The sequence below is a fragment of the Streptomyces sp. NPDC050439 genome (genome assembly GCF_040655335.1).
Taxonomy (GTDB): Bacteria; Actinomycetota; Actinomycetes; order Streptomycetales; family Streptomycetaceae; genus Streptomyces.
On record NZ_JBFAJT010000009.1, the window covers coordinates 183,801 to 197,372 of the forward strand.

General features: G+C 68.6%; 9 protein-coding genes. 4 read left to right on the forward strand and 5 right to left on the reverse strand.

Annotation, left to right across the window (positions count from 1 at the left end; genetic code table 11):
• Positions 1-91: 91 nt before the first annotated feature.
• The gene (locus AB0I66_RS33340) at positions 92-4,657 is read left to right on the forward strand and encodes a DUF6531 domain-containing protein (protein WP_363211720.1); all 4,566 of its coding nucleotides are present in this window, start codon (positions 92-94) and stop codon (positions 4,655-4,657) included.
• Positions 4,657-5,190, forward strand: a complete 534-nt coding sequence (locus AB0I66_RS33345) for a hypothetical protein (protein ID WP_363211721.1) — start codon at positions 4,657-4,659, stop codon at positions 5,188-5,190. Before AB0I66_RS33340 ends, AB0I66_RS33345 begins: the two co-directional genes overlap by 1 nt.
• Before the next feature lie 12 nt (positions 5,191-5,202).
• Here AB0I66_RS33345 and galK read toward each other — a convergent pair whose 3' ends face one another.
• The 3 genes from galK to galT are packed head-to-tail and all read right to left on the reverse strand — an operon-like array spanning position 5,203 to position 8,428.
• Entirely contained in the window at positions 5,203-6,357 is a 1,155-nt protein-coding gene (galK, locus tag AB0I66_RS33350) for a galactokinase (RefSeq protein ID WP_363211722.1), read from the reverse strand.
• Positions 6,358-6,386: 29 nt separating this feature from the next.
• Entirely contained in the window at positions 6,387-7,355 is a 969-nt protein-coding gene (galE, locus tag AB0I66_RS33355; RefSeq protein ID WP_363211723.1) for a UDP-glucose 4-epimerase GalE, read from the reverse strand.
• Positions 7,352-8,428, reverse strand: a complete 1,077-nt coding sequence (gene galT / locus AB0I66_RS33360) for a galactose-1-phosphate uridylyltransferase (RefSeq protein ID WP_363211724.1) — start codon at positions 8,426-8,428, stop codon at positions 7,352-7,354. The genes galE and galT overlap by 4 nt, the downstream gene beginning before the upstream one ends.
• A gap of 238 nt (positions 8,429-8,666) precedes the next feature.
• Between galT and AB0I66_RS33365 the strand changes: the two genes are divergently transcribed.
• Together AB0I66_RS33365 and AB0I66_RS33370 are read left to right on the forward strand one after the other, a co-directional pair.
• Positions 8,667-10,349 carry a sodium:solute symporter family protein gene (locus tag AB0I66_RS33365; RefSeq protein WP_363211725.1) on the forward strand — a complete coding sequence of 561 codons (1,683 nt, stop codon included), beginning with the start codon at positions 8,667-8,669 and terminating at the stop codon, positions 10,347-10,349.
• A gap of 24 nt (positions 10,350-10,373) precedes the next feature.
• Positions 10,374-10,658: a hypothetical protein gene (locus AB0I66_RS33370; RefSeq protein WP_363211726.1), complete on the forward strand. Its 285-nt coding sequence runs from the start codon at positions 10,374-10,376 to the stop codon at positions 10,656-10,658.
• A gap of 22 nt (positions 10,659-10,680) precedes the next feature.
• Here AB0I66_RS33370 and AB0I66_RS33375 read toward each other — a convergent pair whose 3' ends face one another.
• Together AB0I66_RS33375 and AB0I66_RS33380 are read right to left on the reverse strand one after the other, a co-directional pair.
• Positions 10,681-11,406, reverse strand: a complete 726-nt coding sequence (locus AB0I66_RS33375) for a response regulator transcription factor (protein WP_363211727.1) — start codon at positions 11,404-11,406, stop codon at positions 10,681-10,683.
• 263 nt (positions 11,407-11,669) lie between these two features.
• Positions 11,670-13,529 carry a PQQ-binding-like beta-propeller repeat protein gene (locus AB0I66_RS33380; protein WP_363211728.1) on the reverse strand — a complete coding sequence of 620 codons (1,860 nt, stop codon included), beginning with the start codon at positions 13,527-13,529 and terminating at the stop codon, positions 11,670-11,672.
• Between the last annotated feature and the right edge of the window lie 43 nt (positions 13,530-13,572).

Genomic DNA, 13,572 nt, shown 5'->3' on the forward strand with positions numbered 1-13,572 from the left:
CCCTGACACCCTTCCCCTCGGTCTTTCGGCACCGGTACTTTCGCCCATGCATGACAGTGACCGGTGTTGAGTACGTGACGGGGGTTACGAGATGGCGGGGAATCGTCCGGCGGACTGGCATGTCCTGGACCTGGACAGGGACCCAACGCCCGGTGATCCGGACCGGGTCCGAAACTTAGCGAAGAACTTGCACGACTTCGCCGACGACGTATCCAAGGTGCTGCGTGACATCAAGGGGATGGCGGGCGAGGACGCCATCCTCACCTGGGCGGGCAAGACCGCGGAGTCCTTCACGGCGGAATTCGAGGACGCCCCGGGCAAGCTGAAGAAGCTCAAGAAGAGCTACGAGATGGCCGGTGACGCGCTCTCCGCCTACTGGCCGGAACTGGAACGCTCCCAGGCCCTGGCCGACAAGGCCCTGGCCCAAGGCCGCGAGGCCCAGACCAGCCTCTCCGCCGCCCAGTCCCGCCTGACCTCGGCCGACTCCTGGGTCGACCGCGCGGGCAAGGAAGCCGACAAGTACAAGGACGACGACGGCGGTTCCAAGGCCGGCAAGGACGTCCCCAAGCCCGACCCGGACAAGGTCAAGGCCGCCACCCGCAACGCCGACTCCGCCGAAAAAGCCCAGACCGCCGCCAAGTCGGACGTCAACGCCGCCCAGGGCAACCTCGACGCCGCCAAGAAGATGGCCGAGGACGCCCGCAAGATGCGTGAGAACGCGGCGGGCACAGCGAAGAAGAAGCTCGAAGAGGCCTCCGACGCGGGCATCCAGAACCGCAAGTGGTGGGAGGAGGTCGGCGACTGGGTCACCGACAACTGGGACACCATCGTCGCCGTCTGCAAGGTCGTCGTCGCCGTACTCGGCGTCATCGCCCTGATCGTCGGTGGGCCCATCCTCGGCGCGATCGTCCTCATAGCCGCCCTGGTCGTACTCGCCGACACCCTCCATAAATACGCCAACGGGGAAGCGGGATTGCTCGATGTCGCCTTCGCCGCCCTCGACTGCATACCCGGCATGAAGGGCCTCACCTCCCTCCGCGGCCTCGCCAAGGGCATGAAGGGCCTCAAGGCCGGGATGAAGGGCATGGCTGCCGGAGTGAAGGGGCTCGGCAAGAGTGCCCGGTCCATGCTCGGGCGAGGCAAGGACGCCTTCGCGCGCAACTCCAAGGCGATCTGGAACAAACTGACCGACCCGGTCGACCTTGCGACCGGAAAGATGTACTTGCCGCAGACCGACCTGGAACTGCCGGGCCTGTTGCCGCTGGTGCTGTCACGCCGAGCGGAGTCAGGGTACGGGGTGGGCTGGTGGTTCGGCCCTTCGTGGACCTCCAGCTTCGACGAGCACCTGGAGATCGACGAGCAGGGGGTCGTCTACGTCACCGAAGGCGGGCAGCTGCTGCCCTACCCCCACCCGTCGGGGCCCGACACCCCTGTCCTGCCGGAGGCCGGCCAGCGCTGGCCGCTGCGGCGCCTGGACGACGGCGGCTATGCCCTCACGCAGACGGACACCGGTCACATACGCCGTTTCCACACCCCCGCGGGCGGCGTGGCCCGACTCCGGCAGATCACCGACCGCAACGGCAACTCCATCACGTACGAATGGGACGAGGACGGAGCCCCTGCCGCGGTGCGGAGTTCCGCGGGGCACCACATCACAGTGGACACCGAGGACGGGCGAGTCACCGCTCTCCACCTGTCGGAGGCGGCGACCGACGGCAGCGCCGTCACGATCAAGCGCTTCGGGTACGCCGACGGCAATCTCACCGAGGACATCAACTCGTCCGGCGAGGCGCTCCATTACGCCTACGACGAGCGGAGCCGCATCGTCTCCTGGACCGACCGCAACAACTCCCACTACACGTACACGTACGACGAGTCCGACCGTTGCACGGCGGAAAGCGGAGAGGGCGGGCACTTCAGCCTCACCCTCGACTACGACCGGACACTGCCGGAGTATCCGGGCTGCCGGGTCACCACGCTCACCACGGCCGACGGAGCGGTGTCCCATTTCGTCATCAATAACGCCTGCCAGGTGATCGCGGAGATCGACCCGCTCGGCCACACCAGCCGGACCAGCTACGACGACCGCCACTACATCACCTCGTACACGGACCAGGTGGGCAACGTCACCGAGTACGTGAACGACGAGGGCGGCCGCCCCGTGGTGATCCGTCGCCCCGACGGCGAGGAGACCACGGTGCGCTACAACGAGCTCGGTCTGGCCACCGAGACGGTGTTGCCCGGCGGCCGACGCTGGGTCCGCGCGTACGACGAACGGGGCAACGGCCTCACCCTCACCGACCCGAGCGGCGCCACCAGCCAGTTCGCCTACGACGAGCGGGGCCGCCTGACCACGTTCACCGACGCGCTCGGCCGCACCGCGCAGCTCAAGTGTGACCGGGCGGGGCTCACGGTGGAGGCGGTCGATCCGCTCGGCGGACGTACCCGCATCGAACGGGACGCCTTCGGCAGGCCGGTCGCCGAAACCGGGCCACTGGGCGCCACCTCACGCTGGCAGTGGACTCCCGAGGGCAATCTGCTCAGTCAGGAACTGCCGGACGGGTCCACCGAGTCGTGGACGTACGACGCCGAGGGCAACTGCCTCACGCACACGAGCGCGACGGGTGCGGTCACGCGGTACGAGTACACCCACTTCGACCAGCCCAGTCTGCGCATCGAGCCGGACGGCACACGGCATGGCTTCGAGTACGACGCGGAACTGCGGGTGACCCGGGTGACCGAGGCCTCGGGACTCTCGTGGGACTACACGTATGACGCAGCCGGTCGACTGGTCGCAGAATCGGACTTCGACGAGCGTACGACGCGCTACGAGCGCAACGCGGCAGGATGGGTCGTCTCCCGTACGACACCGCTCGGCGACGTCGTACGCCATGACCACGACGTTCTCGGCCAGTTGGTCCGCAAGGAGGCCGGCGGCCACATCACCTACTTCGCGTATGACGCGGCGGGAAACCTGATCCGTGCGGCGTGGCCCGACGGCGAGCTGAGCCGTTCGTACACATCCACTGGTCTGTTGGCATCCGAGACCGTCAACGGACGTACGTTGGAACTGACTTACGACGTCATGGGCCAGCTCGTCGAGCGACTGACGCCCACCGGGGCCCGGACGGCCTACACCTTCGACGCGGCCGGCCAGCGCACCCGGCTCACCACCGAGGGCCGCACGATCGACTACGCGCACGATGCCGCCGGCCGCGAGACGAGCCGACGCTGGGGTACCGCGGTGCGGCTGGCACACCGTTGGGACGCGGCGAACCGCCCGCTGGCCCGGCGCCTGAGCGGGAGGGGCGATGCCCACCTCGTCGAGCACAGGTACGACTGGCGGCCCGACGGAGTCCTCACCGGCGCCGACGAGCAGCGCTACACCCTGGACGGTGCCGGGCGCGTCACCGAGGTGCGGTCACCGGAGCGGACCGAGTCCTACGCCTACGACGCATCGGGCAACCAGACACAGGCACAGTGGCCGGAGGCCCTCCCCGGAGCCGACGCCGCCTGGACGCGGCACTACGAGGGCACCCGCCTGGCCGCGGCTGGGAACGTGCGCTACGAGCACGACGCGGGCGGGCGCCTCACGGCCCGGCGGCGCGCCCGGATCTCCCGCAAGCCCGACGTGTGGCGCTACAGCTGGGACGTGGAGGGCCGGCTTGCCTCGGTCACGGTGCCGGACGGCACGGTCTGGAGCTACCGGTACGACCCGCTCGGGCGCCGGATCGCCAAGCTCCACCTGGCCGCCGACGGGCGGACGGTCCTTGAGAAGACCAGCTTCACCTGGCACGAGGGGACACTCGTCGAGCAGTGCGCACGCTCCGCCGCGCAGCCCAGCAGGCAGACGCTGACCTGGGAATTCGATGAGGACGGCCTGGTGCCCGTGTCCCAGACCGACCGCTACACATTCGCTCCGGAGCCAGATTCTTCCCCTGCTGCCCTTGCGTCACAAGGAGAGATCAACACGCGGTTCTACGCCATCGTGACGGACCTCATCGGCTCCCCCACGGAGCTTCTGGACGAGGACGGCGCGGTCGTATGGCGCCGCAGCGCGACGCTATGGGGCAACACCACCTGGAACACGGACGCCACTGCCTACACACCGCTGCGTTTTCCCGGCCAGTACCACGATCTGGAAACCGGACACCACTACAACCTGCACCGGCACTACGACCCCGAGACAGGCCGCTACCTGAGCTACGACCCCCTCGGCCTGCAACCCGATCCCAACCCGGTCTCGTACGTCCAGAACCCGCTGACCGGAGCCGACCCCTTCGGTCTCTCTCCGTATGACCCCATCCGGATCAAGGCGGGGCAGCAATTGCCGGGGGCGTACAAACTGAGTCCGCCTGAGATGGACTTCGTCAAACAGCTGATGGCGAAAAAGCCGAACCTGCAGATCTTCCGCACGCACGGTGAGAAGTTCCAGGGCGACTTCATGGCAGTCGACCTGTCCAACCCTCAGGTCCCTGTCGCTTTCGTCGTGGACCATAAGATGGGCGGCGGCAATGCAGGCCAGCAGCTCAAGAACGCGATGCAGGCCGCGAATCACGTGGGCATCAGGAATCCCGCTCACGTCATCACCGGCTCCGGAGACACTCCGAAGCTACTTGACCTCATGAGTCGTGGGCGAGGGGAGTGGAGCACCTAATGATCATCCTGCCGAAGCGTCTCAACGACATGCTGAGCGAGGTCGATGAAGCCCGCAGGGCCACCCTGGCCCTGGACTTCGCCGAGCGTGCCATCGGCATTCAGGCGGAGGGGATTCACCCCAAGCTGCTTGGCGCCTGCCGCGAGTACATCGGGGCCGCCCGGGAAGCGCTGGAGCTGGGGCGGGCGCACGGGCGGCTGGTCGAGGCGCATGAGCAGCTCGTTCAGGTCAGTTGGGACTTTGCGGAGAAGTCCCTCTCCACCAACATCGTGAGCCTGGCCGTCGCGCTCGGTTGTCAGCGGATGATGGAGGAGGTCGGCGCGTTGCACAGGGCCTCCCGTAGAGCCAGGCTGGACTGCCAGTTCGTGGCACAGCAGGCTCAGTTGGACATCGCCGCGTGGTACTCCCGGCATGCACCGGACGGTGCCGACTCGCGGCAGGTGCACCAGGCCGCCCGTTGGGAGGAGGCCCGGTGGCAGCTGCTGCATGTCATCTCCACCGAGCCCAACCCATCCGTCGATCAGGCGAGTTGAGACACCCGCCCCTTACGCCTCCCGCCGCGCCCCCGCCGAAGGCACCGCCGGGAACACCCTCGGGGTCGTGAAGCCTGCCGAGGTGAATGCCTTCAGGATCGACTTCGTCACCGGGTCCGCGTCGGTCTCCTCCACCAGGACGACGGCCGAGCCGCCGAAGCCGCCGCCCGTCATGCGGGAGCCCAGTGCGCCCGCCTCGTTCGCGGCGGACACCACCAGGTCCAGTTCCTCGCAGGAGATGCGGAGGTCGTCCCGCAGGGACGCGTGGCCCTCGGTCAGTACCGGGCCGATCGCCCGCACATCGCCCGCGTCGAGCAGGCCGATGACCTGCTCCACCCGGTGGTCGTCCGAGACGATGTGGCGGACGTAGCGGCTGATCCGTTCGTCCGGCAACTTGGCCAGGGCGGCGGGGAGTTCCGCGTACGGGACGTCACGAAGGTGCGTGACGCCCAGGATGCGGGCGCCCTCCTCGCAGCCCGCACGCCGTTCCGCGTACGCGCCGTCGCCCAGTTCGTGCTTGACCCGCGTGTCGACCACCAGGAGCTGCAGGCCGTGCGCCGCCAGGTCGAAGGGCACCTGACGTATCGACAGGTCCCGGCAGTCCAGGTGCAGGGCGTGGCCCGCCTCGCAGCACGCGGACGCCATCTGGTCCATCACACCGCAGGGCACGCCCACGAAGGCGTTCTCGGCGCGCTGCGACAGCACCGCCAACTCCGGTCCGGGCAGGCCGAGTTCGTACAGGTCGTTGAAGGCCAGTGCCGTGACGACCTCCAGGGCCGCCGACGAGGACAGGCCCGCCCCCGTCGGCACCGTCGACGCCAGGTGGATGTCCGCGCCGCCGGAGACCTCGTGGCCGGCCTCCCGCAGCGCCCACACCACGCCCGCCGGGTAGGCGGCCCAGCCGCCCTGCCCGTACTCGGAGAGGGGCGTCAGGTCGTCGACCCGCAGTTCGGTGACCGGGGCGTCGATGTCCGCCGAGTGCAGGCGCAGCACACCGTCCGTGCGGCGCGCCACCGCCGCCACCGCCGTGTGCGGCAGCGCGAGCGGCATCACGAAGCCCTCGTTGAAGTCCGTGTACTCGCCGATGAGGTTGACCCGGCCGGGAGCCGACCAGACCCCGTCCGCCTCGTACCCGTACAACTCGGCGAACTGCCCCGCTACGTCCATCAGTTACCCCTTAACCCCTGTTGACCCAATTACCGCTGAGCGAAGGCCCACGCGTCCGCGACGATGCCCGCGAGGTCCGCGCGGGACGGCTTCCAGCCGAGCTTCTCGCGCGCGGTGGCGGCGGAGGCGACGAGGATCGCCGGGTCGCCGCCGCGGCGCGGGGCCATGACCTCGGGGATCGGGTGGCCGGTGACCTCGCGGACGGTCTCGATGACCTCGCGCACGGAGAAGCCGTTGCCGTTGCCGAGGTTGCAGATGAGGTGCTCGCCGGAGGTGGCTGCTTCCACGGCGAGAAGGTGCGCCTGGGCGAGGTCCGCGACGTGGATGTAGTCGCGGACGCAGGTGCCGTCCGGGGTCGGGTAGTCGTCGCCGTAGACGGAGATCGCCTCGCGCTTGCCCTGGGCGACCTGGAGGACCAGGGGGATGAGGTGCGACTCGGGGTCGTGCCGCTCGCCGAACATGACACCCGAAGACGCCCCGTACGCGCCCGCCACGTTGAAGTAGCGCAGCGACACCGCTGCCAGGCCGTGCGCCACCGCCTCGCCCGTGATCATGTGGTCGACGGCGAGCTTCGACGCGCCGTAGGGAGAGGTGGGGGCGGTCGGGTCGACCTCCGTGATGGGGGTGCTGACCGGCTCGCCGTACGTCGCCGCGGTGGAGGAGAAGACCAGCCTGCGCACGCCCGCGTCACGCATCGCGGCGAGCAGCGCCATCGTGCCGCCGACGTTGTTGTCCCAGTACTTCTCGGGCTTCGCGACGGACTCGCCGACCTGCGAGAAGGCGGCGAAGTGCAACACGGCGTCGAAGGAGGAGTCCAGCCACTTGGCGGCATCCCGGATGTCGCCCTCGACGAACGTCGCGTCGGCGGGGACGCCCTCGCGGAAGCCGGTCGAGAGGTTGTCCAGGACGGTCACCTCGTGCCCGGCCTCGATCAGATGCTGGGCCACCACGCTTCCCACATAGCCCGCCCCGCCGGTGACCAGGTACTTACCGCTCATGAACTCGCTACCTCTCGCAGTCGCTGGGCCGCGGCTTCCGGCGGCACGTCGTTGATGAACACGCTCATGCCGGATTCGGAACCCGCGAGGAACTTCAGCTTGCCCGAAGTGCGGCGAATGGTGAAAAGCTCGAGGTGCAGGGCGAAGTCGTCCCGATTGACGCCGTCATGTCCGTCCAGCGTGCCGAACGGCGCCTGGTGCCAGGCGGCGATGTACGGCGTGAGCGCCTCGCTCCCCGCCCCTCCTTCCCCTTCCCCGAAGATCCGGTCGAAGCGCCTCAACAGTTCCAGATAGACCTGGGGAAACTCTGTGCGCGCGGCTTCGTCGAGCCCGAGGAGGTCCGGGACCCGGCGCTTGGGGTAGAGGTGCACCTCGTAGGGCCAGTGCGCGGAGTAGGGGACGAAGGCCACCCAGTGCTCGGCGTCCAGGACGACGCGTTCGCCGGCCGACTCCTCGGCCACCACGTCGTCGAAGAGGTTGTGGCCGGTCGCCTCCTTGTGCGCGGCGAGCGACCTCAGCATCAGGGACGTACGCGGGGTGACGAAGGGATAGGCGTAGATCTGGCCGTGCGGGTGGCCCAGGGTCACGCCGATCTCGGCCCCGCGGTTCTCGAAGCAGAACACCTGCTCGACGGAGGGGAGGTGCGAGAGCTCGGCGGTCCTGTCGGTCCAGGCGTCCAGGACGAGGCGGGCCTGGGCCTCGGTGAGGTCGGCGAAGGACGAGTCGTGGTCGGAGGTGAAGCAGACGACCTCGCAGCGTCCCGCGTCCCCGGCCAGCGAGGGGAAGCGGTTCTCGAAGACCACCACGTCGTACGCGGAGTCGGGGACCTCGCTCAGCCGGCCGCCCGCGGAGGGGCAGAGCGGGCACTCGTCGGCCGGCGGGTGATAGGTGCGGCCCTGGCGGTGCGAGGCGATGGCGACCGCGTCGCCCAGGAGGGGGTCCCGGCGGATCTCCGATGTGGTGGAGATGGGGTCCAGGGGCCTCCGGTCGATGGCGTCGCGCACCGCGTCGTCGCGCGAGTCGTAGTAGATGAGCTCACGACCGTCGGCGAGACGGGTCGAGGTCTTCTTCACGTCCGGGGCTCCTCACCAACACCCACCCAACATAACCGCACATAACAAATCACAAGCCAACAGCATCGTCAATGGCGCGGCTGCAACGAGGCGCGAACAGGCCCACCTGGGCGACACCTGAGCGAAAGCTATGCGCCCGATCACAATCCAACAAAGAACACCAACAGAAGTCTTCAGTTCTTGAAGCGAGAAGCGTAGGTTCCGGTCTGATCAGTTCGCGCAACGAAGCGAGTTCCCCATGCAGTCCCCCACACAGACCCTGGCCGAGGGGCTTCGGCTGCCCACCAACGGCCTCGACTACGCGATCCTCGCGATCTACTTCGCCGTGGTCCTCGGCATCGGCTTCGCCGCCCGCCGCTCCGTCAGGACCAGCCTCGACTTCTTCCTCTCGGGCCGCTCCCTGCCCGCCTGGGTCACCGGCCTCGCGTTCGTCGCCGCGAACCTCGGCGCCACCGAGATCCTGGGCATGGCGGCGACCGGCGCCCAGTACGGCGTCGCGGTCGTCCACTGGTACTGGATCGGCGCCATCCCCGCGATGGTCTTCCTCGGCCTCGTGATGATGCCGTTCTACTACCGCAGCAAGGTCCGCTCGGTCCCCGAGTACCTGCTCCAGCGCTTCGACAAGTCGGCGCACCTGCTCAGCTCGGTGCTCTTCGCCTTCGCCGCCATCCTCATCGCGGGCGTGAACCTCTACGCCCTGTCGATCGTCGTCGAGGCGCTCCTGGGCTGGCCGCAGTGGGTGGCCATCGTGGTCGCCGGGTTCTTCGTCCTGATGTACATCACGATCGGCGGCCTCTCCTCGGCGATCTACAACGAGGTCCTCCAGTTCTTCGTGATCCTCGCCGCGCTCATCCCGATCTGCGTCATCGGCCTGAAGAAGGTCGGCGGCTGGGACGGCATGTCCGACTCACTCGTGAAGGCGCACGGCGACGACTTCATGAGCGCCTGGGGCGGCACCGGCATCGGTGACGCGAACCCGCTCGGCGCGAACTGGCTGACGATCATCCTCGGCCTCGGCTTCGTGCTCTCCTTCGGCTACTGGACGACGAACTTCGCCGAGGTGCAGCGCGCCCTGTCCGCGAAGAACCTCTCCGCCGCCCAGCGCACCCCGCTGATCGCCGCCTTCCCGAAGATCTTCATCGTCTTCCTGGTGATGATCCCGGGCCTGGTCGCGGCCGTCCTCGTCCCGAAGATCGGCACGCCGGGCTCGGACCTCACCTACAACGACGCGATCCCGTACCTGATGCAGGAGTTGCTGCCCAACGGCGTGCTCGGCATCGCGGTGACCGGTCTGCTCGCGGCGTTCATGGCGGGCATGGCGGCGAACGTGTCGTCCTTCAACACGGTCTTCACCTACGACATCTGGTCGAAGTACGTGGTCAAGGGCCGCGAGGACGCCTACTACCTGAAGTTCGGCCGTCTGATCACCGCGATCGGCGTCCTTGCCTCCATCGGGACGGCCTTCATCGCCTCGTCGTTCTCGAACATCATGGGGTACCTCCAGACGCTGTTCTCCTTCTTCAACGTCCCGATGTTCGTGGTCTTCATCATCGGCATGTTCTGGAAGCGCGCCTCGGTGAAGTCCGGCGTCTGGGGCCTGGTCGCGGGCACCACCGCCGCGATGGTCAACTACTTCTACATCTACAAGCAGGGCGTCATCGACATCCCGACCGACCAGGGCGCCAACTTCGTCTCGGCGATCGTCGGCTTCGTCGCCGGTGCCGTGGTGATGGTCGCGGTCACGCTGTTCACCGCCCCCAAGCCGGAGGCCGAACTGGCCGGTCTGGTCTACGGGACGACCGCGCCGGACCTCGACGAGCCGCCGGCCGAGGGCGACGACGCCTGGTACCGCAAGCCCGCGCTGCTCGGCTGGGGAGCGATCGTGCTCGCCGCGCTCTGCTACCTGCCCTACTCGCTCTAAGCCCGATCGGAGGTCTGGAAGAACATGTCTGAACTGCGAAAAGAAGTCTCCGCACTGGAGCGCAAGTCCGCCACGGCGGCCCGTCTCTTCGACATCCGGCGGATCATCGGCGGTCTGTTCGTCGTCTACGGCATCATCGTGACGATCGCCGGAATCTCCCCGTCCGACGCCGACATGAAGAAGGCCGAGGACATCAACATCAACCTCTGGACGGGCCTGGCCATGCTGGCGCTCGGGCTCTTCTTCCTCGGCTGGCTCTGGCTGCGGCCCACGCCGCCGCCCACCGAGGCGCCGGAGGAGGAAGAGTAACGTCCAAAGGCGGGGCCCGAGTTCACTGTGCCGGTGGCTCGGGCCCCGTCGGCGTCTCCGTGTCCTGCGGGTAGGCCGGGACGGGACGTTCCGCGCGGTCGAGCAGGCCCGTCCGCGCGGCGAGCGCCGCCGCCTCCAGGCGGGAGCCGACGCCCAGTTTCATCAGGACGCGCTGCACGTGCGTACGCGCCGTGCTGGGCGCGATCCCCATTCCGGCGGCGATGAGGCGGGTGTCCTCGCCGTCGGCGACCCGCACCAGGACCTCGACCTCGCGCGGCGTGAGCATCTGGAGCAGCCGCTGCCCCTCGTCGTCGGGCTGCGCGGCCGGATTGAGCAGTTCGCTGAACGCGCCCTGCAACAGCTGCGGCGCGACGGCCGCCTCGCCGGCTCTCGCCTTCATGATGGCGCGCTCGACACCCTCGATGCGCTCGTCATGGCGTACGTACCCGGAAGCACCCGCGGCGAAGGCCGCCGCGATGCCGCGCGGGCTCGGCACCGGGCCGAGCACCACCACGGCCACCTGCGGCCGCTCCCGCTTGATCTTCACGACCGGATCGAACATGCCGGTCTCCGCGGGTGTCGCCGTGCCGAGCAGGCAGACCTCGGGTGCCCGGCTGATGACCAGCTCCGCCGCCCCGGCCGCGGGCGCGGCCGCGGCGAGCACCCGGTGCCCGCGCAGTTTCAACGCCGAGGCGAGTGCCTCCGCGAGAAGTCGGTGGTCGTCGACCACCATGAGTCGCACACCCATCGAGCAGCCCCCCACTTTCCCCCACGGAACCCCCACGGATCGAGGGCCCCCCGGCCCCACGCCCACTCATCCCCCGGAAGCTACACGCTTGTTCGACGCCGCGCGCCCCCTCCCGGCGATAAGCGGCCCGGATTGCCGAAATCCCGGCCATATTCGAGTGAAGGGGAGTACGTGCGTACGGAACGGTGCACACGGGGAGACGAAACGGCCCCGCTCCTTTGCAGGAACGGGGCCGTCCGGTGCGTACGCGGAGGTCAGAGGGCTTACTGGGCGACGAAGCCCAGGGCCGTGTACTCCTTCTCGTCCTTCGAGTACGGCTTGCTGATCAGCTCCTTGCCGAGGTACAGCCTGCCTCCGGCGTAAAGGAGTTCGTTCGATTTCGGGACCATGCCGCTGATGGCGCTGCCGACGGATTCGGCCGCGGGGGTCTCCAGGAGCTTGGTCTCCTTCATCGTCTTGCCGTTGAGGGAGATGACCTGGGCGCCCTTGTCGTAACCGGCGTCCTTGTAGGCCAGGATGTTGCCGCCGTCCATGCGGATCGGGAACATCTCGCCGTTCTCGCCCGCGTCGGCACGGTCACCCGTGGTCTTGCCGGTGGCCAGCGAGAACGAGATGATCTCGTTCGTCTGGCTGTAACCGTCGCCGCCGCCGTCGTGCTGGCGGGTCGGGACGTAGAGCTTGTCGTTGCCGACGGCCAGCGAGGAGCAGGCGTAGACGACGTTGACCTCGCAGTCGTGGTCGTACTTGCCGTCGGGCAGCGAGATCTTGGCGCGGAGCTTGCCCTGGTCGTCGAGCGAGAAGGCATCCGTGACGCCGCTCGCGGTGATCTCCTGGGTGTCCTGGCCGAAGACGATCGGGCGCGTCGAGATGATCTTGGCGTTGTCGACGCCCGGCGTCACCGGGTACGTCCACTTCGACTTGCCGGTCTTGGCGTCGAGGAGCTGGATCTTCAGCTTCTCGTCGCCGTAGTCGCCGCACTTCTGGACGGCGACGAGCTGCTCGCCGCCCGCGTAGCCCTCGTCCTGGCACTCGTCACCCGGGGTGGGCTCCCACAGGTGCTTGCCCGAGGTGAGGTCGAAGGCCGCGCCACCGGCGCTGGAACCGGCCGCGACGGTGCTGCCGCTGATGGTGACCTCCTGGACGCGGGCGGCCATGCTGCCCTCGTCGATGGTCTCCGTCCAGAGCTTTTTGCCGTCCGTCAGGTCGACCGCAGAGATCTGCGAACAGGTCTTGTGGTCACCCTTCTTGGTCCGCTTGCCGTCTTCGTAGGCAACCGCGACGATGCCGTCCTTGGTGACCTCGCGCGATCCCGCGCAGGTCTGCCCCTTCAGCGGCAGCGTCCACAGTTCCTTGCCGTCGGACGGGTTGTACCCGACGATCTCGTTGACGCCCGCCTTGGCGTAGACGTCCTCGGTGAGCCAGGAACCCTTGATGCTCCAGACGTCGTCCTTGGGCACCTCGGGCTGCGGGAGCTGCATGGAGACGGTGGCGCTGGTGTTGGCCGGGACCTTCTCCTTGCCGGGACCGCTCGGGCCCTGCTCGCCGCCGCCGCCCTTCTTGTCCTCGCCGCCCTTGCCCGTGGGGCCCGCGGAGCTGGCCTCGTCGTCCTTCTTGTCCGAGGTCGAGGCGTAGAAGACACCGCCGCCGACGATCAGGGCGATGGCGACGACCGCACCGATGATGATCTTCATCTGGCCGCTGAGCTTCGAACCGCCCGGGCCGCCGGGCACGCCCGCCTGCGGAGCCATCGGCATCGTGCCGGGCTGCTGGTAGGCGCCGTACGGAGGCTGCTGGCCGTACGGAGCCTGCTGGCCGTACGGCTGCGTCGGCTGGTTGTACGGCTGCGTCGGCTGGCCCGGGTAGCCGTAGCCCTGGGGCTGGCCGGGGGGCGGGGTGCCGGGGGCCTGCGGCGCCTGCGGGTAGCCGTAGTTGGGCTGGCCCTGCGGCTGCGTCGGCGGCTGGGCAGGCGGCGTCGGCGGCTGTGCCGGCGGCGGGGTCTGCGGGTATCCGTACGACGGGTCGTTCGGCTCGGGGGCCTTGCCGAAGCCGACCGGCGGGGGGTCCTGCGGAGGGCCGAACCCGCCCTGCGGGGGCTCGTTGGGCGGCTGGGGCGGCTGGGTCATGACGTCGATTCCTTGGGGACGAGAGATGAACTGAGCGACGAAG

Excerpts from the sequence above, each read along its gene's own strand:
- galK (WP_363211722.1), bottom strand. The coding sequence starts at position 6,357 with ATGGACGTAGCGGGGCAGTTCGCCGAGTTGTACGGGTACGAGGCGGAC.
- AB0I66_RS33380 (WP_363211728.1), bottom strand. The coding sequence starts at position 13,529 with ATGACCCAGCCGCCCCAGCCGCCCAACGAGCCCCCGCAGGGCGGGTTC.
- AB0I66_RS33365 (WP_363211725.1), top strand. The coding sequence starts at position 8,667 with ATGCAGTCCCCCACACAGACCCTGGCCGAGGGGCTTCGGCTGCCCACC.
- AB0I66_RS33345 (WP_363211721.1), top strand. The coding sequence starts at position 4,657 with ATGATCATCCTGCCGAAGCGTCTCAACGACATGCTGAGCGAGGTCGAT.
- AB0I66_RS33340 (WP_363211720.1), top strand. The coding sequence starts at position 92 with ATGGCGGGGAATCGTCCGGCGGACTGGCATGTCCTGGACCTGGACAGG.
- AB0I66_RS33370 (WP_363211726.1), top strand. The coding sequence starts at position 10,374 with ATGTCTGAACTGCGAAAAGAAGTCTCCGCACTGGAGCGCAAGTCCGCC.
- galE (WP_363211723.1), bottom strand. The coding sequence starts at position 7,355 with ATGAGCGGTAAGTACCTGGTCACCGGCGGGGCGGGCTATGTGGGAAGC.
- AB0I66_RS33375 (WP_363211727.1), bottom strand. The coding sequence starts at position 11,406 with ATGGGTGTGCGACTCATGGTGGTCGACGACCACCGACTTCTCGCGGAG.